The sequence below is a fragment of the Marinicella litoralis genome, from assembly GCF_002591915.1.
Classification (GTDB): Bacteria; Pseudomonadota; Gammaproteobacteria; order Xanthomonadales; family Marinicellaceae; genus Marinicella; species Marinicella litoralis.
Window position 1 is genome coordinate 90,519 of sequence record NZ_NIHB01000002.1, and the last position, 24,085, is coordinate 114,603.

22 protein-coding genes and 1 tRNA gene are annotated in these 24,085 nt (G+C 40.9%); 9 read left to right on the top strand and 14 right to left on the bottom strand.

The features are described 5' to 3' along the window. Positions 1–42 precede the first annotated feature (42 nt). From CCS90_RS06960 to CCS90_RS06975, 4 genes are all read left to right on the top strand, one after another. Positions 43–621, top strand: a complete 579-nt coding sequence (locus tag CCS90_RS06960) for a TetR/AcrR family transcriptional regulator (RefSeq protein ID WP_099018835.1) — start codon at positions 43–45, stop codon at positions 619–621. Between the two features lie 80 nt (positions 622–701). Beyond that, positions 702–1,676, top strand: a complete 975-nt coding sequence (locus CCS90_RS06965; protein ID WP_180236510.1) for an efflux RND transporter periplasmic adaptor subunit — start codon at positions 702–704, stop codon at positions 1,674–1,676. Beyond that, positions 1,673–4,675 (top strand): efflux RND transporter permease subunit, encoded by a 3,003-nt coding sequence (locus CCS90_RS06970; RefSeq protein WP_099018837.1) that lies wholly within the window; start codon positions 1,673–1,675, stop codon positions 4,673–4,675. The genes CCS90_RS06965 and CCS90_RS06970 overlap by 4 nt, the downstream gene beginning before the upstream one ends. Next, complete coding sequence (locus CCS90_RS06975; RefSeq protein ID WP_099018838.1) at positions 4,672–6,120, top strand: protein adenylyltransferase SelO; 1,449 nt, start codon at positions 4,672–4,674, stop codon at positions 6,118–6,120. Before CCS90_RS06970 ends, CCS90_RS06975 begins: the two co-directional genes overlap by 4 nt. Before the next feature lie 98 nt (positions 6,121–6,218). Here CCS90_RS06975 and CCS90_RS06980 read toward each other — a convergent pair whose 3' ends face one another. The 5 genes from CCS90_RS06980 to trpS are packed head-to-tail and all read right to left on the bottom strand — an operon-like array spanning position 6,219 to position 11,186. Beyond that, positions 6,219–7,478 (bottom strand): metal-dependent hydrolase family protein, encoded by a 1,260-nt coding sequence (locus CCS90_RS06980; protein WP_099018839.1) that lies wholly within the window; start codon positions 7,476–7,478, stop codon positions 6,219–6,221. Positions 7,479–7,481: 3 nt separating this feature from the next. Continuing rightward, on the bottom strand, positions 7,482–8,786 hold the full coding sequence (locus tag CCS90_RS06985) for an aminopeptidase P N-terminal domain-containing protein (protein WP_099018840.1): 1,305 nt from the start codon (positions 8,784–8,786) through the stop codon (positions 7,482–7,484). Between the two features lie 7 nt (positions 8,787–8,793). After that, positions 8,794–9,102 carry an MGMT family protein gene (locus CCS90_RS06990; protein ID WP_099018841.1) on the bottom strand — a complete coding sequence of 103 codons (309 nt, stop codon included), beginning with the start codon at positions 9,100–9,102 and terminating at the stop codon, positions 8,794–8,796. Positions 9,103–9,157: 55 nt separating this feature from the next. Beyond that, positions 9,158–10,144: a hypothetical protein gene (locus CCS90_RS06995; RefSeq protein WP_099018842.1), complete on the bottom strand. Its 987-nt coding sequence runs from the start codon at positions 10,142–10,144 to the stop codon at positions 9,158–9,160. Positions 10,145–10,181: 37 nt separating this feature from the next. Continuing rightward, positions 10,182–11,186, bottom strand: coding sequence for a tryptophan--tRNA ligase (gene trpS / locus CCS90_RS07000; RefSeq protein WP_099018843.1), 1,005 nt, complete (start codon positions 11,184–11,186; stop codon positions 10,182–10,184). A gap of 90 nt (positions 11,187–11,276) precedes the next feature. On the opposite strand from trpS, the gene CCS90_RS07005 reads away from it, so the two are divergent. Both CCS90_RS07005 and metJ read left to right on the top strand, forming a co-directional pair. Beyond that, positions 11,277–11,552: a hypothetical protein gene (locus CCS90_RS07005; protein WP_133566541.1), complete on the top strand. Its 276-nt coding sequence runs from the start codon at positions 11,277–11,279 to the stop codon at positions 11,550–11,552. A 57-nt stretch (positions 11,553–11,609) separates the two neighbouring features. Beyond that, positions 11,610–11,882, top strand: a complete 273-nt coding sequence (metJ, locus tag CCS90_RS07010) for a met regulon transcriptional regulator MetJ (RefSeq protein WP_099018845.1) — start codon at positions 11,610–11,612, stop codon at positions 11,880–11,882. Between the two features lie 28 nt (positions 11,883–11,910). On the opposite strand, the gene dbpA is transcribed toward metJ, so the two are convergent. Next, positions 11,911–13,293, bottom strand: a complete 1,383-nt coding sequence (dbpA, locus tag CCS90_RS07015; protein ID WP_099018846.1) for an ATP-dependent RNA helicase DbpA — start codon at positions 13,291–13,293, stop codon at positions 11,911–11,913. Between the two features lie 181 nt (positions 13,294–13,474). Continuing rightward, positions 13,475–14,455: a LysR substrate-binding domain-containing protein gene (locus tag CCS90_RS07020; RefSeq protein ID WP_099018847.1), complete on the bottom strand. Its 981-nt coding sequence runs from the start codon at positions 14,453–14,455 to the stop codon at positions 13,475–13,477. 178 nt (positions 14,456–14,633) lie between these two features. Between CCS90_RS07020 and cysG the strand changes: the two genes are divergently transcribed. From cysG to CCS90_RS07035, 3 genes are all read left to right on the top strand, one after another. Continuing rightward, positions 14,634–16,070 carry a siroheme synthase CysG gene (gene cysG, locus CCS90_RS07025; protein ID WP_099018848.1) on the top strand — a complete coding sequence of 479 codons (1,437 nt, stop codon included), beginning with the start codon at positions 14,634–14,636 and terminating at the stop codon, positions 16,068–16,070. Positions 16,071–16,079: 9 nt separating this feature from the next. After that, the gene (gene cysK, locus CCS90_RS07030) at positions 16,080–17,018 is read left to right on the top strand and encodes a cysteine synthase A (protein ID WP_099018849.1); all 939 of its coding nucleotides are present in this window, start codon (positions 16,080–16,082) and stop codon (positions 17,016–17,018) included. Between the two features lie 353 nt (positions 17,019–17,371). Next, positions 17,372–17,461 (top strand) — tRNA-Ser (locus tag CCS90_RS07035). Positions 17,462–17,555: 94 nt separating this feature from the next. On the opposite strand, the gene CCS90_RS14925 is transcribed toward CCS90_RS07035, so the two are convergent. From CCS90_RS14925 to CCS90_RS07065, 7 genes are all read right to left on the bottom strand, one after another. Next, positions 17,556–17,729, bottom strand: coding sequence for a hypothetical protein (locus tag CCS90_RS14925; RefSeq protein WP_162846899.1), 174 nt, complete (start codon positions 17,727–17,729; stop codon positions 17,556–17,558). Positions 17,730–17,850: 121 nt separating this feature from the next. Continuing rightward, complete coding sequence (locus tag CCS90_RS07040) at positions 17,851–19,071, bottom strand: hypothetical protein (protein WP_099018850.1); 1,221 nt, start codon at positions 19,069–19,071, stop codon at positions 17,851–17,853. Continuing rightward, positions 19,068–19,652, bottom strand: a complete 585-nt coding sequence (locus tag CCS90_RS07045) for a MiaE family protein (protein WP_099018851.1) — start codon at positions 19,650–19,652, stop codon at positions 19,068–19,070. Before CCS90_RS07045 ends, CCS90_RS07040 begins: the two co-directional genes overlap by 4 nt. Next, a complete protein-coding gene (locus CCS90_RS07050; RefSeq protein ID WP_099018852.1) occupies positions 19,653–20,294 on the bottom strand; it encodes a response regulator in 642 nt (213 codons plus the stop codon). 12 nt (positions 20,295–20,306) lie between these two features. Continuing rightward, entirely contained in the window at positions 20,307–21,260 is a 954-nt protein-coding gene (locus tag CCS90_RS07055) for a sensor histidine kinase (RefSeq protein WP_180236511.1), read from the bottom strand. A 182-nt stretch (positions 21,261–21,442) separates the two neighbouring features. Continuing rightward, positions 21,443–22,642 carry a hypothetical protein gene (locus CCS90_RS07060; protein WP_099018854.1) on the bottom strand — a complete coding sequence of 400 codons (1,200 nt, stop codon included), beginning with the start codon at positions 22,640–22,642 and terminating at the stop codon, positions 21,443–21,445. After that, complete coding sequence (locus CCS90_RS07065; protein WP_099018855.1) at positions 22,639–24,024, bottom strand: class II fumarate hydratase; 1,386 nt, start codon at positions 24,022–24,024, stop codon at positions 22,639–22,641. The genes CCS90_RS07060 and CCS90_RS07065 overlap by 4 nt, the downstream gene beginning before the upstream one ends. Between the last annotated feature and the right edge of the window lie 61 nt (positions 24,025–24,085).

Sequence of the window (24,085 nt, forward strand, 5' to 3'; positions counted from 1 at the left end):
TCAAATATTGACCGACCGGTCAGTCTGCTCTATAATTTGCTGATGGATATATCTAAAAAACAAAGCATTTTGAATGAGTCATTGGCATTATTTGCCACCCATGGCTTTGCCCATGTATCAATTTCAATGATTGCTAAACAAGCCAAGGTGACAAAAAGTTTAATTTTTCATCATTTTGAAAATAAAGAAAAGTTGTGGGAAGAAGTCAAAGAACAATTTTTTAAAACCTATGCTGAGAACCAAATGGATTTATTTGAGGCAGAAAAAGACCCCATTGAATTGATCAGAAAATCCATGCAGTTCTATTTTGAATTTGTTAAAAAGAATCCATTGATTCCACGATTTTTTGCTTACGCACATTTAGAAAATGATGAAAAATGTGGCCAATTAGATAAGCCATTAATGGAAAGAGGAAGTGAGTTGATCAGACAAGCGCAGCAAAATGGGTTGATGCGAAAAGATTTCAATCCAGTGGTTTTAGTAATGAACTTTATCACAGTCATCAACCAATATTTTATCGCCGAGTGTCATTTCAAACATTGGGACAAGAATTTGTATGGTGAACCAGAATCATTCATCAAAGATTTTATAGAAATAACCATCCAGGGAATAAAACCATGAAGCGAAACTATACAACATTGACGTGCATATTTTCATGCTTGATGATTCAGGCTTGTTCCTCAGATATAGATACAGAGTCAATGCAAACCACTGATGTTGGTTACAGCTCAGCATTATTTTCCCCGCAAGAACAATTTAAAACGCATAAAATCCCAGCTTTTGTTGAACCAACCAACCAAGCCAACTTATCATTTCAAGTCAGCGGTGTGATCACTGAACAATGGATAAAAATCGGTGATTACGTTGAAGCCGGTCAAAATCTTTTTAAAATCACCAACCCATCACTAAAACCACAAATAGACCAATTCAACAGCCAAATAGTCGCCATAGAAGCCACCTTAGAACAAAACAAAGCCGAAGTAACCCGAGTTAAGGATTTAATAAGAACCAATGCCATAAGTCAGAACGAGTTGGATCGTTTAATCAATCAACGAGACAACTTAAAAGCCACCAAAAAAAGTATGGAAGCACAGTTAGAACAAGCCCAGCTGCTGTTCAATGAAACATGGCTTAAATCCCCTTTTGCAGGCAGTGTATCTGAAATATATAAAGAGCCCGGAGAAGTAATCAGTGCAGGTGAGCTGGTGATGGTATTAGGCGGAGTGACTTCCTTAGAAGCACCACTTTACTTACCATCATTTATGCATAAGAACATGTTGTTTGGGCAACCGTTATCTGTCACTTATCAACATCATGAAATGACTGCAAAAATCAAAGAAATCAGCATGACGGCTAACCCAAAATCACAATTGTTCAAAGTTTTGATTGAAGTTCCTATGCTGCATGACATCAAATCCGGTGAAAAAATACAGGTATATATAGAAGAACAAATTGGTGTTTATTATAGATTACCCATTGAAAGTGTCATTGATGATGGGATCAACCAGCCCTTTGTGTTTTTGATAGATAACATGCACGTCGTACAATCCAATATTAATTTGATTGACATTGAAGGTGATGAAGTCATCGTGCAAATGCCACAACAGGGCGAAATTGAAGTGGTCACTGCTGGTCAAGCCAGCTTAGCGCCTAAACAAAAACTGAGTCAACCATGAGCGTTGTAAGGTTGTTGGTCGACCAAAAAAGGTTGATATTAACCACTTCAATTTTTCTGGCGCTGTTCGGTTTGTTTTCTTGGTCAAGTATGAACCGCCAAGAAGATCCATTTTTCCCTTACAGACAAGGTTTTGTTTTGGTGCAATATCCCGGTGCTGATGTCAATAAAATCGAAAAACAGGTGTTAAAACCCCTGGAAGAGGAATTGGCGCAGATCGAAGAAATTGATGAAATAAGAGCCACTGTGCGTTCTGGCTTTGTCCAAGTCATTGTCAAAATGTTGGATCATATAACGGATACTGACCTTGTTTGGGACCGAGTCAGGAGAGCGGTAGACAAAGCCAAGGTTAAATTTCCAGATGGTGTATTGGAGCCCAGCGTTGAGGATCGGTTGCTGGACACTGCTGTGGCCGTTTACAGTTTGTCTGGTATCAATGACATCATGCAATTGCGTGAGCAAGCCAAATCGATTAAAAATCGCATGTTCAACCTGCCAGGTATTGGCAAAGTGGCCTTGTATGGCATGCCAGATGAACAAGTCACCATCACCCTCAAGGAAGCGTTTAATAACAGCAGCATCATCAATCATGAATTGATAGCCAAACAAATCAATGAGCGCACCAAAGCGCAACCAATCAATGCCTTACATGTAGGCAACAACAGAATCAATCTAGATGCACACACAGAATTCAAATCCATCGAAGAGATCAAAAACACCAGCATTGAGCTCACCAATGGTGAACAATTACCTTTATCAATGTTGGCTGAAGTCAAATTGGAGGCTGAAAATGTATCAAATTCAGGGTTTTGGCATCACCGAGAACGAGCCATCGCACTGGCGCTGTATGTACCCATCAATCAGTTAAACGTAGTGGATTTTGGTAAAGAACTGCGTACTTATATGGAGCAAATCCGAAAAATTTACCCCGAAGTTAAAGTTGAAGAAGTGTTTTTTCAGCCGGACCAAGTGGTAGAACGTTTACAAGAGTTGGGTGGTTCCTTATTGACTGGAATGATTTTGGTGACGATTATTCTGGCCTTTTTCTTAGGCCTAAGGCCTGGCTTGGTAGTGGCTACCGTTATTCCATTGGTCACATTTTCATCATTGGCTCTGTTTAATTTGGGCGGTGGTGTATTGCATCAAATGGCCATTGCAGGCATGGTGATCGGATTGGGTATGTTGGTTGACAATGCCATCGTCATGGTGGAAAGCATCCAATACCACATTGATGAAGGCATGCGTGGTTCTGATGCTTCTGTCACATCAGTAAGAAACTTAGCCATGTCTCTGGGATCTGCCACTGGTACAACCATTGCAGCCTTTATGCCCATGTTGTTATCAGATGGTAATTCAGCCGATTTTACCCGCGCCATCCCAACCATGATCATATTGTCCATAACCGTCAGTTATGTGTATGCCATTTTGGTCACCCCTGCATTCAGTCATATTTTTCTCAAACAACACACTGAAAACCAATCATCCTCATTACAAAAACTTGGACATAAATTGGGTCAAATTGCAGTGGGCAAAACCAATGTGATAATCCTTGGAGCCGTTATTTTTCTGGTTTTATCAGGTTATATGTTTACATTCGTGCAACGTGATTTTTTTCCAGACACCGACAGAAATCAGGTCATTATTGACATCAAGTACCCAGAAAACTCACACATCATTCAAAACACCAGAAACACCCAAGCCATAGCTACTCAACTGGCGGAAAGGGATCATGTAGACAGAACTGTGACATTCGTTGGTAACTCAGGTCCAGTGTTTTATTATAATTTGGTTGAGAAGCCCAGATCGCCACACATTGCCAGAATCGTAGCCATCATTGATGACGTCGCCAACAGCCATGAAATCATCCAGTGGGTGACCAATGAAGTGTCACCATCGTATCCACAGGCTGAAATTGTGGCCAGGCGGCTGGGACAAGGACCACCTGCAGATGCACCGATTGAAATTAAAGTGATCGCAGAAGACCGCAGGGAATTAACCGAATCTATCAGGAAAATACAAGACCTATTAAGCCAAACTGAAGGAACCCGCACTTTAAGGAACACCATTGGATTGGGGATGGCCAAACTGACTTTATCGCCACATGATGATCTATTGAACAAAAACGACATCACTCGCGATGAATTGGCCAGTGGACTGGCATTGAGGACATCTGGTCAAGTGATAGGTCAGTATCGAGGCTCTGAAGACCCAGTCAACATTGTGATGCAAGCACCAGAACATGTTAACTTTAACATTCAAAATTTGGATGACATATCAATTCACAATGGCGATTACCAATTGAGTCTCAATGCCCTGACTGATAAAAGTATTGACTGGCTACCGGCCTCGATTCAACACATTAATTTACAACGTACTGCATCGGTTTATTCAGAGACAAAAGAAGGTTATACTTACGATGACGTGCTGGCCGAATTCTTGCCCAAATTAGATTCCATCGATTTCCCAGCGGGAGTTGAATACTACGTGGCTGGTGCTGTCAAAGAGTCAGGAAAAGCCAATCAGTCACTGGGCAAAGCATTGCCTATAGGTATCATCATGCTGTTGATATTTTTGTTGTTTGAATTCAATTCATTCAAGAAAATGCTCATTATTTTGGTCACTGTGCCATTGGCATTTGCAGGCGTGCCTTTCGGCTTATTGTTAACCAGTACGCCATTTGGTTTCACTGCAACTTTAGGCGTTTTGGCCTTGGTTGGCATTGTGGTTAACAATGCCATTGTTCTGCTGGATTTAATTCAAAGAAACCAAGACTCTGGTATGAGTATGAAACAATCGATTGAACAAGCCGTAGCAAGAAGAACCAGACCGATTGTATTAACGACATTGACCACCATCGCTGGCTTGCTGCCTCTGGTAATGACCCGATCAACCTTATGGCCACCATTGGCATGGTCCATCATTTCTGGCTTAATAGTCTCTACTGCATTGTCGTTGTTGGTGGTACCCTCTATGTACCAAAAAATGATTAAACCAAAATGACCATTAAACTACAAAGCCATTATGTCGACTTAGGGCCTCAATTCAGCCGCTTGAGTATGCCTAAAAAACAAACTTCTGCTGTTTCCTTATTGTGGAACGATGAATTGGCTGAACAACTTAACCTAGACATTCCTGTTGACACTCGGGCGGCCTATTTTTCTGGTAGTTTACTGTTTGAAGGTTCAAAACCCACTTCAATGGCCTATTCCGGGCATCAATTTGGTCATTTTAATCCACAACTGGGCGATGGCCGGGCACATTTGCTCGGAGAACTGATAGACCGTGATGGCTTTGTAAAGGAATTACACTTAAAAGGTTCAGGACAAACGCCCTTCTCACGAAATGGTGATGGAAAATGTGGCATCAAGCCAGCAGTCAGAGAGTATCTGATGTCTGAAGCTTTGTATGCTTTGGGTGTGCCTACCACTCGTTCACTGTCAGTGGTTACTACTGGTGAATCTCTTATGCGACAGCACCCAACAACAGGTGCCGTGGTAACCAGGGTGGCTACATCTCATTTGAGGGTTGGTACATTTGAATATTTTGCCGCACGAAAAATGTACGATGAGATAAAGATATTGACTGACTTGTGTATCAGTCGACATGATATAAATCTTTCAAACAACAATCATAATAAGTACATTAACTTATTGGCGCAAGTTATTGATAATCAAATATTCTTGGTTACAGAATGGATGCGCATTGGTTTTATACATGGGGTTCTAAATACCGACAACACGCTGCTTTCAGGAGAAACCATTGATTACGGCCCTTGTGCAATGATGGGTGCATATGATCCATCCACAGTTTTCAGCTCCATTGATCACAATGGCCGATACGCCTATGGCAACCAAGCCAGTATCCTACAGTGGAATATGGCACGATTGGCTGAATGTTTATTGCCATTGATTGATGCTGATGAGAAAAAAGCGGTCAATTTGGTGATGCCACTGTTGCAGCAGTATCCAGAAAAATTTACTCACAGTTATCACAACATGATGGCAAAAAAACTCGGATTCCAAAACAGCCAACAACTGCCTCAATCACTGCTTGATCAATTGTTAGATACCATGTACAAAAACCAACTTGATTATACCCAGACATTTACCCATTTAAATGATGCATTGGCTAACACTAATGACATTGCAAAATTCAGCCCCCAAATGACCCCTTGGTATAAACAATGGATTGATGCATTGAAATCAAATGAGATCAAAATTGGACACGCCCTGCTCACAATGGCCCAAAGCAATCCTTTGCTCATCCCTAGGAATCACCATGTTGAGGCGGTGCTGACAGAAACTGAAAAAACATTGAATAACAAAGCAGTCTTACACATGTTAGACGCTTTAAAATCACCTTACAAAATGACTAAAAACACACAGCAATATCAAAGCATTGATGCCCGAGCTGACTTGAATTATCAAACATTTTGTGGCACCTGATCATCGGCAGCTGTGTCGACCAAGCATATCAGATTCAATGAATAATACGCGAAACAAGCTATAAAATCAGTTTCTTAGCTTGGAGGAATCTTCATCCCTCACTGTTTCACTATTTTCCCATCCTTTATAACAACATGGATATTTTCCATGGTTTTTATTTCCTCAATTGGGTTGTCAGCTACAACCACCATATCAGCCAAATACCCGAGCTTGATTTGTCCCAAGTTGTTTTCTTGACCGAGTAAACTGGCTGCATGAATCGTAGCAGCTTGTAAAGCCTCTGCTTGAGTCATGCCGTTTTTAACCATCAAACCAAACTCTTCACCATTGCGACCATGTTCCGATACGCCACTGTCGGTACCAAAGGCAATATTGACACCTGCTTTATAGGCTCGATTGAATGAACCCGCCAACAAAGGACCAATGGTGGCCGCTTTTTTAGCAACCACTGCTGGGAAAAAACCATCAATCTTTGATTTTTCAGTCACCCAATCACCGGCGATTAAAGTTGGCACTAAATAAGTGCCGTGTTTTTTCATGGCTTTGATCACTTCCTCATCCAAATAAGTTCCGTGCTCAATACTGGACACACCCGCCTCAATGGCTCGCAACATGCCTCCTTTACCATGGGCGTGCGCAGCCACTTTAAAGCCATAATCATTGGCTGTGGCAATCAAGGCATTCAATTCATCCTTATTGAACTGAGCATTGTCTCCACTTGATGCTTGGCTTAACACACCACCAGTGGCTGTTATTTTGATTAAATCAGCACCATCTTGGTAACGTTGTCTGACTGCACGCATGGCATCACTGGGTCCATTAACCACGCCGTGATCTGGTGTAGTGTGGGGAAACAAGTCATCTCGATAACCATTACTGGGGTCGGCATGTCCGCCAGTTGTGGCCAATGACTTTGCGGCTGTAAAAATTCTTGGACCGACTATCTTGCCTTGGTTTATGGCATTTTTCAGCGCCACAGAAACATTGAAGGCATCACCCAGATCGCGAATTGTGGTGAAACCAGCCACCAAGGTTCTCTCAGCAAAAACCACCGCATTGAATGCAACATCAGCTTCATTGTGTTGGAATTTTTCAATGTACCTGTTCGGACCATTTTCATGCGTAATGTGCGTATGCATATCCATTAAACCTGGTAAACAAAATTGACCGCTGTAGTCCAAATCTATGTTTTGAGCCGCATAATCATCAATCGAAGTAAACTGGTTGCCCTCAATGGTCACCACTTGATCAGTCAACATCTTGCCAGAGGCGGCATCGAACAAACCACCACATTTGATGGTGGTTGCACTGGCGACTTGGCTGCAAATTAAGCTGACTATTAAAAACTGTTTTTTCATGTTTTATCCTTTCATTATTTGTTCTATTTGTTCAGTGGTTTTGGGTACATTTTTACTTAAGACCACAGGCCCTTTTTTGCTTACTTGAATGTCATCTTCAATGCGAATTCCCATCCCCCGCCACTTTTTAGGGGCTTTCGAGTTCTCACTGATATATAAACCTGGCTCTACAGTTAACACCATATTTTCCTCCAACTCTACCCACAAATCATCCACTCGATAATCACCACAATCATGAACATCCAAACCCAACCAATGACCTGTCATGTGCATGTAAAAATTGGCATAGGTTTTTTCTTCAAGCACCTGCTCCAACTGGCCCTTAATGATTTTCAAATCAAGCAGGCCTTGACTGATGGTTCTCACAGCAACATCATGGAATTCATTCCAATGATTGCCAATTTGGACTGCAGCAATGGCATCTGTTTGTGCCTGTAACACCACATCATAAAGGTCTTTTTGACGTGCTGAATATCGGCCGTTTACGGGAAATGTTCTGGTGATGTCTGATGCATAAAAATCATATTCTGCACCCGCATCGATGAGCACCAAGTCACCGTCATTCATCATTTGGTTGTTATTGATATAGTGCAATATATTGCCGTTTTCACCACTGCCGATTATCGGAGGATAACTTGAATGAGATTGGTGTTTAGTCAAATGGTATTGATATTCAGCTTGCAAATCATATTCATACATCCCTGCACGACATGATTGCATCATCCTGATGTGCGCATCTGCCGCTATGTCTGCAGATTTTTTCATACACTTGATTTCAGCAGGGCTCTTATATAGTCTCATGTCATGGATAATATGACTGATAGACATGAACTCTTCGGGAGCCTTTGATTTCTGGCCTTTTCGGGTGGCAATCGATTTTACCCAAGCAGCTACTTTTTGGTCAAACTCATCATTATCACCAATTTTAAAACAAACTTTTTCACAGCCTTCAATCAACAAAGGTAATCGACGGTCTATTTCTTTGATGTCATAAGCCGCATCAAAACCATAATCATCAATGGCACCTTGGGTGCCTGACATGGGTCCATCCCAAATCATTTTCTTCGGATTGGCTTCTCGACAAAATAACACCTGTTGCTGACCTTTTTGACTGGGTATTAACACCAACATCGCATCAGGTTCATTAAATCCTGATAAATAGTAAAAGTCGCTGTCTTGTCGATAATAATGATGTACATCCCCATTTCGAATAAATTCTGGTCTGCTGCTGAGGATGGTAATTGAATTTTGACCAGCAATTTTCATTAACTGCTTGCGTCGTTTTTGGTATTCTGATGTTTGGATCATTGAGGCTTTAACCTGGCCATTGAAATTGAGTGAGGTCTATTGTATCACTCAAGCCAAATTCAATGCCTTCTGATTCTAATTTTTTCTTTTGTCTTTGGTAAGCAGATTGGTCTTTGGGAATTGAAATTTTACCACTGGCCCCAATCACACGGTGCCAAGGCAATTGGTATTTACTGCTGCAAGTGTGCAACACCCTGGACACTTGTCGTGCGGCTCGATGATTGCCAGCCATCGCTGCAATTTGGCCATAAGTGGCCACCTTACCAACAGGGATGGCAGCGATGTTTTGAATGATTTTGAGTGTAAAATCTTGCAAAGGGAGTCAGCAAGCACATGACTTTTTTGTATGTGCTTGCCTAATACCAAATATATTATTTATCTTCTAATTGAGCCGTGTCTTCTTTGTCACCGCCAAACTTAGATTTTCCCCAAGCCATGGCTTTGTCTTTCAAAGCGACAAATTTCTTAGAACCTTTTTCTAACTTGGCTTCCCACTCAGGATTAGGCACTTGTCCTTCTGTGACCTTGAAAAACGCTTGCATCAAAGCAGTCATTGCAATTGGGTCAATCAATGCAGATTTAATACCCCATGCTGTAACGATGGCAAGAATCAGCACCCAAACATTTCCCTCATAACCCACCACACTGAGAATTGCAGCCAATGGGGCGAACACTATAATTAAAACCAACAATGAAAGTATCCAAGTGATGACCGTGAGGAACAAGGCATTTTTTAAAAATGTTTTGTAGTTTTGCGCATACAACACCAACGCTTTTCTGGAATCTTCCCAAGGATTTTTTGAATTATTGCGAATATAATACGCCAAAATCACTTCATCAACATAAGTCAGCGACATATTTACCACACCATTGATAAAACTAACCACCGGTTGCGGAATGATGGGTAGAAACGACATCACCCCGGAAAAAATTCGATTGAATGTTTTCAACACGCCCTTAATCAGTTGATCCACACCAAACAACACCGATGATTCTTTAAATCGTTCTTTCACCACTTCTTGGGCATATTTAATTTGACCTTTGCCTTCAGGCATTGGCTCACCATCCAAATGCTTAACAATGACTGCTATGTGACCTGCTTTAACCAAATACAAAATATATTCCCTGACATAATAAAGCACGCCACTGACCAAGGTAAAACCACCCACCATTCCGTAAAATAAACCGGCTTCCTTACCGTCTCCGACACTGCCTAACATATAGCCGATTCCACCACCACCTCCGGTGCCAATGATGTATGCCAATGTAATGCCCATATAAATCAAGAACCGGAACAATACAAATTCCTTGGTTTTCCATAGTATAGACATCACCTGTCCAAATTTAAAATCAACCATATTTCACCTCTTTTATTTTAAACGCATGATGCGTCGTTTACTTTATCGGTCTGATGCCCACGGACTCCTTTAACTTAGCTAAAAATGGAGTGGCATATTCTCGGGCTTTGACCGCACCCTTTTTCAATTCAGATTCTATTATATCTGGGTTATTCATCAGTCCATTGTATTTTTCACGGGCATCTTTCAATTCTGTGTTCACCATCTCAAAAAGCATCTGTTTGGCTGTGCCCCATGCGATGCCGTTCACAAATTCTTGTTTCATTTCATTAACTTGCTGTTCATTTGCAAAGGCCTTATAGATATCAAACACAAAAGAATCATCAGGATCTTTCGGCACTCCTGGCTCCAATGAATTGGTTTTGATCTTCATGATGTGTTTTCTGAGTTGTTTTTCAGGCAACCACAACGGGATTGTGTTGTTGTAGGATTTACTCATCTTTCGACCATCCAAGCCTGGCAACACGGAGACGTTGTCATCAACAATGGTTTTGGGCATAACAAAATGCTCACCAAAATGATGATTAAAGCGAGCTCCGATGTCTCTGGCCATCTCTAAATGCTGAGTTTGGTCTTTTCCAACAGGCACTTCAGTGGCATTGAACATCAATATATCAGCGGCCATCAGCACTGGATAACTGAATAAACCCATGGTGATTCCTTTATCTGGATCAACTTCTCCCAACTCAGTATTTTCAGCGACTTGGGCTTTGTAAGCGTGTGAGCGATTCATCAAACCTTTGGCTGTCATACAAGTCAACAACCAAGTCAGTTCAGGTATTTCTGGAATGTCTGACTGGCGATAAAAAAACGATTTATCAGTGTCCAGCCCCAATGCCAACCAAGTCGCAGCTATTTCTTTGGTTGATTGAGCCACCCGTTCCGGTTCCCAGCATTTAATCATGGCATGAAAATCTGCCAGAAAAAAGTAACTCTTTACGGCGTCATCCTGACTTCTTTTGATGGCCGGTTTAATGGCACCAACGTAATTTCCTAAATGTGGTGTTCCTGTCGTTGTTATCCCTGTCAAAACTGTGGTCATAAAGTTTCCGAACTATTTAAATGACACTATTGTATTCAACCGTTGGAAGTAAATACAATGGGAATATTCACAATTCATTCCGGAGCCAACATGAAAACCACTGTATTATTTTTTACTTTGACCTTGATGATGAACACCAACACTGGCCTGGCTAAAAATCCAGCCGATGAAGCGGCCGAAAAATCATTGTCTGCTGTTACCGTTTTTATTGATGTCAATCGGCTGACAAGAAAAAATCTGGCGGCCAAGAAAATGACCGAGTCTCACAATGAATTTGCGGTACATGGTTTTGAATTGGTTGGTGTCAGTCCCTATACTGAAAATGGTGACTTGGAAGGTTTTTTTGTTTCCTATAAGAAAAAGTGAAAATTGCTTTCGAGCATTAACGTGTTAAAATAAAGTTTTAACAGTTTAGACGTTTATATGGCTTGGAATGGAAAACACATCAACCCTTATGTACCTCACGGTAAAAAAAGTGAGAAAGTCAAAAAGATTACAGTATCAATACCATTTGACGTATTGAAAATATTGACCGATGAACGAACCAGAAGACAAGTGGGCAATTTAAAGCACGCCACCAACAGTGAACTTTTGTGTGAAGCTTTTCTTCATGCGTATACTGGCCAACCCTTACCGACTGATGAAGACTTGAGTAAATCCAACCACACTTATGACAAGATGCTCCAAGGCAAATAGATCAGTCAAATAGTCTCATCAAATGTTTTTAATCTTTTAACAACCATATTTTAAAAGTTTTACCCTTCATCTTGTCATTCCTCAGTTTATTCAAAGCCATTTGTGCTGTATCACGATTAACCGCCACATAGGCACAATGATCAAACAAGGTTATTTTTCCAACTTGTTGACCACTGATTCCATTTTCACTGGTCAATGCGCCCAAGATGTCACCTGCCCTTAGTTTTTGTTTCTTACCTCCAGATATTCTTAAAGTCATCATCGGCGGCTTATAGGTATTCTGATGCAGCACAGAATGGCTGGGCAGCTGACTAGGCACTATTTCAACTTCTAAAAATTCTGACAACCTTTTCATTTTATAACTTTCTTTTTCAGCATAAAAAGAATGTGCTGAGCCTTGTTTACCAGCCCGACCCGTTCTGCCAATGCGGTGTAAATGAACTTCCGTGTCACTGGCAATGTGATAATTGATCACCATATCCAAGTCATCAATGTCCAAGCCACGGGCCGCCACATCGGTTGCCACCAATACTGTGGTGCTTTTGTTGGTAAATCTGATCAAAGTCTGATCCCTGTCTTTCTGTTCCAAATCACCATGTAATGCCAAAACATTGAAACCATAATTCATGATGGCTTGAGTCACTTCTTTCACATCAGCCTTGGTATTACAAAATATCAATACCCGTTCAGGTCGGTGGGCCAGCATCAACAATTGTATGCCGGCCAAACGGTCTTCGTTGTTTTTAACCCGGTAATAACTTTGCGCAATATCAGAGTCATTATTACCTTTGACTTTAATCATGATGGGTTGTTGCATCACATGATCAGCAATAGACGCGATTTTCTTTGGGTAAGTGGCACTGAACAACAAGGTTTGTCTTTGCTTAGGAACAAAAGCGATGATGTCATCCAGTGCTTGTTGAAAACCCATGTCTAACATGCGATCAGCTTCATCTAAAACAAAGAGATTCAACTCATCAAGCAACAAAGACCCACGATCCAAGTGATCTTGAATGCGCCCCGGTGTCCCAATCACCACATGTGCGCCATGCTCAAGCGAACTCACTTGCGACCTGGCTGGAACCCCACCACACAAGGTGACGATTTTCACGTTAGGCATACTGCGTGCCAATCGCCTGATTTCAGCGGCCACTTGGTCAGCCAATTCGCGTGTTGGACACAACACCATACTTTGCACTTTTAATGAAGCCACATCCAATTGATTGAGTACTCCTAAACCGAAAACTGCGGTTTTTCCTGAACCGGTTTTGGCTTGCACAATCACGTCTTTTTTATTTAAAACCTCTGGCAAAGCTTGTGCTTGAACTTCCGTCATTTGCACATAATCTAAAGATTGCAAGTTTTCAATGAGTGTGGCTGAAAGTGGTAATTGGGAAAATGATTGAGTCATGAGTTAACCTTAGAAATCGAATATTGTGCCATCAGTATGACAGCAAGCAAACAGGCTGTGAATTGTACAGCAATCTGATTCTTCAAGGTTCAATTGTTTAAGTTAACTCAGTCAAAACAAAACCGCATAGATTGGATTGATTACTCAATAAGCAATGGTTCTGATTTTAACAAAAATATTTTCAACTGTGCCAAGCCGAATCAATTGGCCGGCTAACTTTTTGTGGGTCAGACAATAACAATTTATTGTCAATGGCTGATTGAACTTGTTCTCTTTTAACATGGGGTGCAAATAATTGAATGAACTCATGCATAAAACCACGCAAAAACAAACTTGGATTGAATGCCAACCAAGTTGCGCTTAAAGGCAATATACCGACCGTATCCAAGGCATGCAAATCGTCATCAACTTTTTCATCAACTGCCATACTGGCGATGATGCCTACTCCCAAACCTGAACGAACATAGGTTTTAATCACATCAGAATCTCTGGCAGTAAATACAATTTTATAATTCAAGGATTCTGCATTGAATGCCTGAACCAAACTAGAGCTTTCCTTGTCATTACCAACATAAACAATCAATGGATGTTCAGCCAATTCTTGCAAACTGATGGTGGTTTTTTTTGCCAAGGTATGCCCCTTGGGAACAACAATCTTCCGTTGCCATTTGAACAAGTCCAATTTAACCAAATCACTGGCGGCTTGGGTGTTACCAGAGCTGATGACAAAATCAACTTCGCCTTCGTGCAAAGATTTTAAATTTTGTTGAGAGGTACCCTGCAACAAATTAACTTTGATTGAAGGATAAATTTCATGTAATTGTTTCAACACCGGTGGTAATACGTACCTGGCTTGGGTGTGTGTGGTCGCAATATTGAGATGACCGTTGTTTTGATTGGTTAGCTCGTGACTGAAAGCTTTGATGTTTTCAACTTCCTTTAATACCCGCTCTGCCCTATGCAGAACTTCTTTACCAGCATGGGTTAAAGCCACCAAAGATTTACCCTGTCTAACAAACAAACTAAAACCTAACTCATCTTCCAACAAGCGGACTTGGCGACTAACGCCTGGTTGAGAGGTATAGAGTTGTTTGGCAGCAGCTGTTACATTCAATCCTGAATGGCATACTGAAACAAAAAATCTGAGTTGTTGGAGTTTCATGGTCGATAATTCATTAATCTAAGCGTTAAGGCCAAATCATAACAGTGTTATTTCTCATTGGCAATATAGACGTCTAAACGTCTCATACCTTTTTGTTATATAGCCATACATATATGCTATTTTGAATTATGGATATATTCTGTATATTGTCAGCTACATCTCATGACTTAGCGAATAAATGAAATACTTACCCATTAACATCAAATTAAAAAATCAATTGGTTGTGGTTCTGGGCGGTGGCTCGGTAGCTACCAGAAAAATCAAAAGCGTTTTGAATGTAGCAGCACAAGTGGTTTGCTTGTCTGACGCTTTCAATAATGACATCAAGCAATTGGCACAATCAAATCAACTGACCCTCATCAAACATGATTTGAATGACATACAAAAATTGGATGATTTTAGCCATATAAGGCTGATAATTTCTGCCACCAGCAACCCTAAAATTAATGCTGCGGCATACAATTATGCACAGCTAAATCATATTTGGATTAATACCGTCGACCAACAAGAATTGTGTGATTTTTTAACACCAGCCATTGTGGATCGCTCACCTGTTGTTGTCGCTATATCAACGGAAGGCGCCTCACCTGTGTTGGCCAGAATCATCAAACAGAAGATAGAATTCTTAATGCCATTTGATTTAGGTCGGCTGGCAATTAAAGCCAGGGCTTTGCGGGCATTAATTAAAAGTTCGATTCCCAGTTTCAATAATCGAAGGCGTTTTTGGGAACAGTATTTCAATTGGTCTCATCTATCAAAATCAATCCTCCCGCAAGAATTCAAAACACCCAATGGACAAACTGTGACTGAAATAATTAGCACAGTTAACAACACCCAAGGAAAAGTGTCACTGGTGGGCGCTGGACCAGGCAATCCTGAATTATTGACATTGAAAGCCATTAAAGTATTACAAACAGCAGACGTGGTGTTGCATGATCAATTAATTTCAAATGAAATTTTAAAGCTGGTCAGAAAAGATGCAAAGTTAATCAATGTGGGGAAACAAGCGGGACATCACAAGACGAAACAAGAAAACATCAACCAACAATTGATTCAAGGTGCCCAAAGCGGTTTGCATGTTTGTCGTTTAAAAGGTGGCGATTCATTTGTCTTTGGCCGAGGGGGTGAAGAAGTACTGGCATTGAATGCAAAAAACATTGAATTTGAAATTGTGCCAGGAATCACAGCAGCGGTTGGTTGTGCGGCTTATGCAGGCATTCCTTTGACCCATCGTGACCATGCTCAAAGCTTGGCATTTATCACAGCCCACTGTAGTGACTCCATTGATACCATAGACTGGCAATTTTATGCCAAAAACAAACAAACATTGGCAGTGTATATGGGCCTGATAAAAGCTGATTTGTTGGTCAGCCAATTAACTAAACATGGAAAGCAGCCGAACGAATGGGTCGCCATTATTGAAAACGGTACCAGAGAAAATCAAAGAACGGTCACAGGACAACTCAATCAATTACCTGCTATGATAATAAGCCAGCAAATTAAATCACCTGCACTGATTGTGATTGGTTCAGTGGCACAATATGCCAATCAATTGGACTGGTATAAACCACATACAAAACACAGTAAATTTAATACATATTTAAAATCAGCATAAGAGAAATTTATGATCTATAACAATATACTAGAAACCATTGGTGATACACCAATCATTAAAATCAATAAACTGGCCCCAGATCACGTTAGCATTTATGTAAAGGCTGAATTTTTTAATCCGATGGCTTCGGTCAAAGACCGACTTGCGCATGCCATCATTGCTGATGCAGAAGCCAAAGGCGCATTGAAACCAGGCCAAACGGTGATAGAGGCCACTTCAGGTAACACTGGCATTGCATTGGCTATGGTTTGTGCAGCGAAAGGTTATCCCTTTGTTGCCATTATGGCAGACTCATTTTCTATTGAACGACGTAAACTGATGCGCGCATTGGGAGCCAAAGTGGTTTTGACGCCTGCAGCAGAACGCGGATCAGGCATGGTGGCCAAAGCCAAGAAATTGGCTGATGAACGAGGCTGGTTTCTTGCCAGACAATTTGAAAACGAAGCCAATCCAGCCTATCACCGGTCGACCACAGGACCTGAAATATTAAGAGACTTTGCAGCCAAAAGATTGGATTATTTTGTCAGTGGCTACGGCACAGGTGGAACCATTACAGGTGTTGGTGAGGTCTTGAAACTTGCCAGACCTGGCATACAAATAGTGGCCACTGAACCTTTAGAAGCTCAATTATTGGCAGGCAAAGAATGGAGCCCGCATAAACTACAAGGTTGGACACCTGATTTTGTTGCCGAGGTCATGAACAAAAAAATCTATGATGATTTAATACCAGTCGATGAACATCAATCGAAGCGTGCCGCTTTGGCTTTGGCTTCTCAAGAAGGCATATTTTGTGGTATTTCCGCTGGGGCCACATTTGCAGCAGCGCTGGAAACGGCTAAAAAAGCAGAGCCAGGATCGGTTATATTGGCCATGTTGCCTGACACTGGTGAACGCTACCTCAGTACTTATTTGTTTGAAGACTTTGAAAACGAATCAGACGAAATTTAAACATGAATTCCTGCTATCCACATGGATGTGGATTACAGTCTTCATAATTTGAATATATGACTCCAAGCAATCCCTGCCTCATAAATTCAATTCAGTCATTTCATTTATCAATAAAAACAGGTTAAATTCACAGCCCTTGCGGTGAGGTGTCTGAGTGGTTGAAGGAGCTCGCCTGGAAAGCGGGTATAGGTTAACGCCTATCTAGGGTTCGAAAATTTTGTCTGGAACAAAATTTGACGCCAAAGGCGCACATCGTGGGAAATACATGGACGTATTTCATCAATCCCTATCTCATAAATTCAATTCAGTCATTTCATTTATCAATAAAAACAGGTAAAATTCACAGCCCTTGCGGTGAGGTGTCTGAGTGGTTGAAGGAGCTCGCCTGGAAAGCGGGTATAGGTTAACGCCTATCTAGGGTTCGAATCCCTATCTCACCGCCAATTATTTGATCAAACCCCATCAGATATTGACCCGATAAAACCACAAAAAAACCTGCCAAAGCAGGTTTAATTAGGACATCACTTGATTCAGTGACTAGATGCCTTTGACTAAATTTCCCAGTGCCAATAATACAAAACCACCCACTAAGAACCAATACTCATGACCGGTTACTACTGGGATGGCTGTTACTTTTGCTGACACCACTGATAAAACTGCCAAAATCACTGCTATCAGAAAGACCACTTGTTTGGGTGCACTTAAATTCATAATTTATTCCTCTTTTTAATGTTTATTTTATTGGCTTATGTACAAGTGCAGGTGCACTGGTGAATAAGCTCAATTATCATGACAGTTAGGGATTTAACTTTCAAGTTAAAAAAATGTTAATTCAACAGCCTGCGATTTCTTGGTACCGTTGCATCCTAAGTAACTCAAGTTGACTGATAACTGGCAAAGATTCACTTAAAAAGTGAACAGACTTTAATATTTTGAAGGCATCAAACCATTCATGAATGAATTGTTGCCACCTTTGATGGGACTTACTTTGTTTGAATCCATTTTCAAGAACATGACCGATATGCCAACAGTCATTCAATCCGCAGTCGGAGTGAGGTAATTTTTGATGATCAAAATAATTCAATAAGTCATCTCGCCACTGCTTGATAATATAAAAGCAATCTGGGTGGTATAATTTATACCCACCTCCCTGCTGTTCCAATTGTTTTATTTGAGAAATGGCTGGTCCCGTGCCGAATGGCACCCTGTCAGAAAGACGAATTTTAATTTTTACTTTGGGCATTTTGGGCTGATAAATACCACCTACCTTGGCTAATTTATTCAGAATATAAAAATCTTCACCACCACTGCGACTAGGAAAACCCCTGACTTTCGCATAGGCTGAGGCCTCGATGATCAGTGTACTACCAAGCGGAATGTAATCATATTTTGAACCTATGTATTTCATTCCTTGTTGATAATAGCGTAATTTGAAATCGTATTGATTTTGATAATCACATAATTTAGGGTCGGATCCTGAGTGCACAAAATCTAAGCAGATTGCCGACTGATTATGATTTGTTTTATTAACCACAGAAAAATAATCTATAGGCAACTCTACATCAGCATCTGTGCTGAAAATCCATGGATTTGAAATCCAATTCAACTGAATCATTTTTAATGCAGTGTCTGCACCAATTTTCCGTGCCAGACCGACGCCCTTTCTGTGGTCAAAGGGTTGATCATTAAAGTCCAACAACATCACATCATGACCGTTTACATTGAGCAGCAAATGGTGTTGTTTTGAGAGTTCAACTTTGCTTTCAGCATCGAAATTTAACCGCTCTATCAATAGCTGATTTTCTGTAAACCATTGTGCTGATTTGTCATGTTCAGTTGGTCGATTGACCACCATTACTGTGAGAATTGATTCAATCCTTTGGTGAATTAATAAATCATCTAGAAAGCTTGGCGACTCACCACAAACTGGAACAACAAGCACAAAACACCACTTTAAATTTTTCAGCCTTGGATCATCAATGCTGTCATTCAACAGGTCGTTACTGTAACTCTTTAGGTATTTTTGTATGGATTGATGAGCGGTTGAGTTCAATGAACTGCAGCACGATAAGGCAGCTTTTCCACAATCGCTGCTTCGGCATCCAATAATTCATCCAACCGTTGCAGCACGGTGGCCGAGTCATAATACTGATGTGCCAATGCCACAAACAAGGTGTAATGGCGTTTCTCAGCTTTGGCCAATCGAATGTAAAAGTCTTTCATTTTGGGGTCCTCTAATGCATCACCAACCATTGAAAACCTTTCATGCCCCCGCTTTTCAACTATGCTAAATATCAGTAAGCGGTCTAACAGGTAAACCTCACCATCTTTTCTGATATTTTTTAACAACTGATTGATGTAAGGGTCCTTGATATCATCTTCTTGTTGAAGCCCACGATCCAACATGATTTTCATGACCTCTCGAAAATGAGCCATTTCTTCCATCGCTAAATCAATCATGCCTCTGATCAAATCCGGCTTATCTGGATAATGTTGAACCATTGACATGGCCAAAGCCGCTGCTTTTCGCTCACAAGCCGCATGGTCCTGCAAAAATGAATTAAAATCAGCCATCGCCACATCTGCCCATTCAGGTGAAGTCTTCACCCGAAGTTCGTATTCCAATTCACTCATTTAAATCAGTCCTAATTCCAGAGCTTTCAAAACGGCTCGTGTGCGATCTCGAACGCCTAACTTTGATAATATATTAGAAACATGATTCTTGACCGTTCCTTCAGCCACGAAAATTGAATTTGCAATTTCTTTGTTGCTGTAACCACCTGCCATCAAACGTAAAATTTCAGTTTCACGATTAGTCAATGGATCAGGACGCTCAAAACTGATGAAATCATTTTTAAGACCTTCAACCGACTCCAATATACGTTGGGTGATTTGTGGCCTGACAATGGTTTTACCGGCTGCCACTTGTTTGATGCCTTTGACCAATTCTTCTAAAGGCACATCTTTGAGTAAATAACCTTTGGCACCGGCTTTAACACCTGCCAAGATAAGTTCTTCGTCATCAAATGTAGTCAAAATGATGGTAGGAGGTAATTGATTGATTTGTGAAAGTTCATGCAATACGTCTAAACCAGACATTCCCGGCATCCTCATATCCAATAAAACCACATCCGGGTTAAGTTTAGGTACCATTTCCATGGCTTCTTGTCCGGACCGAGCTTCACCGATAACTTCTATATCCTCTGCAATGTCTAACAAAGCTTGAACGCCTTGTCTGACTAAATTTTGATCATCTACAAGTAATACCTTAATCATTTTATTCTCTAATTAAATTGGAAAAGTCAAAATTGACTTCAAACCTTTGTTTGATTCGCATTGATAAGTGCCATCGAGTAATTTAACACGTTCCGCCATCCCTGTCATGCCATTGCCAGCCTTAGCATGTCCTAATCCAATGCCATTATCTTGAACCACCAAGGTCACCGATGTGGCTGTGCGGTTTAATGAAACATGGATGATGGTTGCTTGGGCATGTTTCATGGTATTGGTAATCAATTCTTGTGCACACCTCAAAATGGTCTGTGCCAATTTAGGGTCTTCAACCAAAAACTCTTCTGGAATGTGTTTTTCTACTTTTAAACCCGGCAAGCCTTCTAGCAATTCCGTTACCGCCAATCCCAAATCCAAGGTGCCTGACTGCCTGAATTTTCCAACCACTTCACGTACATCTGACAGCAACAACCTGGCAATTGAATGCGCTTTTTTAACATAACTTTGTGGTTTGCCTTCAGTCATGTGTGAAGCGGCTTCTAAATTGAGTGTCAGTGCAGTTAAATGGTGACCAATTAAATCATGTAATTCTCTTGAAATTCTCAGCCTTTCATTGATTCTTGAGCTGTCAGCCAACAACACTTGGGTGGCTTTTAATTCGGTGTTGAGCATCCTTAATTCTTCTTTGGCATTTTGCTGTCTGTATGCAACCAAAGATATGATGAATGAAAAAACCGACACCCCTAAATAGATAAAAAACAACACGTACTGTGATGTTTTACTTACAAATTCACTGCCCAGGTAATTGAATTGAACGCCGATCAATAAGTTGTAAATCAATAGAATAAACAAACTGTGTTTAACTGGAAACAACCAAGCCAACAACACAGAAATAATCAGTGCATAGAATATGCCAGTGGCACTGTCAGTGATGTAATTGATCACCAAAACAAAGAAGACCAATAAAGTGATTGACAACCAGGCTTTTAATTTGAAGCTCAATTGGCCCATTTTGCTGGTGACAAACCAAAATACCAAGCCAAACCCTAAATGAGCTGCCAAGTAAATATTAAACGTTTGATTGAAAGTTTTGTTTAAAGTTTCAAACTGTAAAAAAACTGGAATACTGAGGCTGAGCCAAATGATGAGCCCAGCCAACCTGATTAATTTTATGTGGGAATATCTATAAACCACTAACGAATGATGAATCTATTGTCATCTTTGCGTTCAACTTCACGGGTAATGGTGGTATCACCCACCAACCAAAAATAGGCACTTTGTGATGAAGTAATGGGCCTTTCAACCAAAACGGTCTTGTTCAATACATACAAAACATCATCTTCTTTCAATTGGCTGGCTGCAATGTTAACTTCAACACCTTTGTTTCTGGCATGGTTTTTACGTAACTCATCTTGATCTTCAATTTCGGTATCCACAGCAATAAAATCTAAGGTTGTCGGCACAACCACCGTCTCTTCAGCGTCCTCTTGTTCGGTTTCGCTTGACGGCGTATCACCTGCTATCGCATCGGGGTCTTTCTGGTATTTTCCACTGCCCTTCTCAACCAACTTATGCACGGTAGGGTCATAAGATTCTTTCATCCAGAAAAACAACACCACACCTTGGTTGATAAAACGTTTCACTAAAACCACCTGGTCTTGAATAAACAATTCATCTTTACTGTTGATGTTGCTGTAGTTAATGATTTTATTAACCCGTTTGGTTCTGGCATGCTTCTTGCGGAGACTTTCTTTGCTCTCTTCAATGGTTGCTTCGTCTGCATTGACGGTGGCTGATGGTCTATTTTGAGATTGAACATCAGTCGCGGCAACCACAACCTCTTTAACCGGCGTTGCTTCCACAGGCTTAACTACAACCGCTTGATTGGCTGCTTGTTCGGACGCTTGTGGTGATTCAGCAGTAGGATTTGGTACAGCAATTTCCATGTTGGTGATGCTTTCCAGTAATTCATCATGATTGCTTTTAATGTCAAGCTTTTCAAAGGCTGGTGCTTCAACATTAAAATCCATATCAGGTTTATCGATGATCACTTGTTTTTGAACCGTCGCCGCAGTACCTGAAGATGAAACATTGGCCACTTTAATGCCCTTAACCGCTGATATAGCGATGCTTTGGTACAACGAATCCTTGAAATTAACTTGTACATCACGCGAACCCGCATCAGTTAATCCCATTCTTATGGTTTTGTGCCAATCCTTAGGTGCTGTTATTTTTAGCAACCAATTGTTCTTGGTTGCTTGGGCTCCAATTTCATTCATTTTAGAACTGAAATTAGGCAATTTATATTGATTCTCAGTCATACCCCAAGAAGGCAATTCTGCTAAGCAAATGGTGCTCAGCACCAACATCGTAATTGTTATTAATTTTTTCATTGTTTTTCCTCAATACCACCTGTGGTCAATTTTATGGGGTCTAAGATGGCCTTAATTTCTGCTTCCGATAAATCGGTGTTTTCTAAAGTCACATCTAAAACTGATCTTTTTTCTTTGTAGGCTTGTTTCGCTATCTTAGCGCCTAAGTCATACCCAATAACTGCATTCAATGCGGTCACTAAAATAGGATTTTTACCTACATTTTCACTCACTGCCTCATGATTTACCTTGAAGTCTTTGATGGCTTTGTGTGCCAACTGGCGACTGCTGGTAGACAGTATATGAATACTTTGCAAAACATTATAAGCAATCACCGGTAACATAACGTTAAGTTGAAAATTTCCCGATTGACCGGCAATAGAAACCGTAACATCATTGCCCATAACCTGCGCGCATACCATGGCAACGGCTTCTGGTATGACTGGGTTTACTTTACCGGGCATGATACTGCTACCAGGCTGCAAAGAAGGCAGTTCAATTTCACCAATTCCAGCCAATGGACCAGAATTCATCCAGCGCAAATCATTGGCCACTTTCATGAATGTTGATGCAATGACTTTCAATTGTCCTGAAAGCTCTACAATATTGTCTTGTGCGCTGATTCCATCAAATTTGTTGTTCATCGAGCTGAAATTGACTCCAGTTTTACTCGATAATTTTTCAGCAAAAAGCGAACCAAATTGAGGATCAGCATTGATTCCCGTACCCACAGCAGTCCCTCCTTGGGGTAACTGCGAAACACGTCCGAGGGTGTCATTCAACCGTGCAATATTGGTTTCCATAATACTGGCCCAAGTATTCAACTCCTGACCAAATGTAACTGGCATGGCATCCATCAAATGAGTTCGGCCTGTTTTAACCACTTGGTTTAGTTCAGAGGCTTTATTTTGACAAACAGTAACAAAATCTTTTAATGCCGGAATCAATGCTTGTTGTACGGTTAATGTACAGCTGACGGCTATTGCTGTAGGTATCACATCATTAGAGCTTTGCCCCATATTGACATGGTCATTGGGGTGGATAAACAATTGTTCCGTACTGGCAATGTGAGAAATGACTTCGTTACAGTTCATGTTAGAACTGGTTCCAGAACCCGTTTGAAATACATCAATCGGAAAATGATGATCGACCTCACCTGATTGTACCGTGTCAGCTGCTTTAATCACGGCTTCGCTGACAGCTTGATCCATATGTCCCAATGACAAGTTGGCTTCAGCGGCGGCTGCTTTAATTAACCCCAATGCCTTTATAAATTCTCTCGGCATGGTTAAATCACTGATCGGGAAGTTATTAATGGCTCTTTGCGTTTGTGCGCCATATAAAGCATCAGCTGGGACTTTCAACTCACCCATGCTGTCTTTCTCAATGCGATATTCAGTCATAAAATTAGACGGTTTAAAAACGAGCCGAAATTATACGCGTATTTGCGGTCAGTTTGCATAA

What these genes read in the sequence shown, in the direction of transcription:
- dbpA (WP_099018846.1), bottom strand. Translation starts at nt 13,293, where the DNA reads ATGACTCAATCATTTTCCCAATTACCACTTTCAGCCACACTCATTGAA.
- CCS90_RS07055 (WP_180236511.1), bottom strand. Translation starts at nt 21,260, where the DNA reads ATGGGCCAATTGAGCTTCAAATTAAAAGCCTGGTTGTCAATCACTTTA.
- cysK (WP_099018849.1), top strand. Translation starts at nt 16,080, where the DNA reads ATGATCTATAACAATATACTAGAAACCATTGGTGATACACCAATCATT.
- CCS90_RS14925 (WP_162846899.1), bottom strand. Translation starts at nt 17,729, where the DNA reads ATGAATTTAAGTGCACCCAAACAAGTGGTCTTTCTGATAGCAGTGATT.
- trpS (WP_099018843.1), bottom strand. Translation starts at nt 11,186, where the DNA reads ATGACCACAGTTTTGACAGGGATAACAACGACAGGAACACCACATTTA.
- CCS90_RS07045 (WP_099018851.1), bottom strand. Translation starts at nt 19,652, where the DNA reads ATGAGTGAATTGGAATACGAACTTCGGGTGAAGACTTCACCTGAATGG.
- metJ (WP_099018845.1), top strand. Translation starts at nt 11,610, where the DNA reads ATGGCTTGGAATGGAAAACACATCAACCCTTATGTACCTCACGGTAAA.
- CCS90_RS06980 (WP_099018839.1), bottom strand. Translation starts at nt 7,478, where the DNA reads ATGAAAAAACAGTTTTTAATAGTCAGCTTAATTTGCAGCCAAGTCGCC.
- CCS90_RS07005 (WP_133566541.1), top strand. Translation starts at nt 11,277, where the DNA reads ATGAAAACCACTGTATTATTTTTTACTTTGACCTTGATGATGAACACC.
- CCS90_RS06985 (WP_099018840.1), bottom strand. Translation starts at nt 8,786, where the DNA reads ATGATCCAAACATCAGAATACCAAAAACGACGCAAGCAGTTAATGAAA.
- CCS90_RS07065 (WP_099018855.1), bottom strand. Translation starts at nt 24,024, where the DNA reads ATGACTGAATATCGCATTGAGAAAGACAGCATGGGTGAGTTGAAAGTC.
- CCS90_RS06960 (WP_099018835.1), top strand. Translation starts at nt 43, where the DNA reads ATGGATATATCTAAAAAACAAAGCATTTTGAATGAGTCATTGGCATTA.
- CCS90_RS06995 (WP_099018842.1), bottom strand. Translation starts at nt 10,144, where the DNA reads ATGGTTGATTTTAAATTTGGACAGGTGATGTCTATACTATGGAAAACC.
- CCS90_RS07020 (WP_099018847.1), bottom strand. Translation starts at nt 14,455, where the DNA reads ATGAAACTCCAACAACTCAGATTTTTTGTTTCAGTATGCCATTCAGGA.
- CCS90_RS06975 (WP_099018838.1), top strand. Translation starts at nt 4,672, where the DNA reads ATGACCATTAAACTACAAAGCCATTATGTCGACTTAGGGCCTCAATTC.
- CCS90_RS07060 (WP_099018854.1), bottom strand. Translation starts at nt 22,642, where the DNA reads ATGAAAAAATTAATAACAATTACGATGTTGGTGCTGAGCACCATTTGC.
- cysG (WP_099018848.1), top strand. Translation starts at nt 14,634, where the DNA reads ATGAAATACTTACCCATTAACATCAAATTAAAAAATCAATTGGTTGTG.
- CCS90_RS06970 (WP_099018837.1), top strand. Translation starts at nt 1,673, where the DNA reads ATGAGCGTTGTAAGGTTGTTGGTCGACCAAAAAAGGTTGATATTAACC.
- CCS90_RS06965 (WP_180236510.1), top strand. Translation starts at nt 702, where the DNA reads ATGCAAACCACTGATGTTGGTTACAGCTCAGCATTATTTTCCCCGCAA.
- CCS90_RS07050 (WP_099018852.1), bottom strand. Translation starts at nt 20,294, where the DNA reads ATGATTAAGGTATTACTTGTAGATGATCAAAATTTAGTCAGACAAGGC.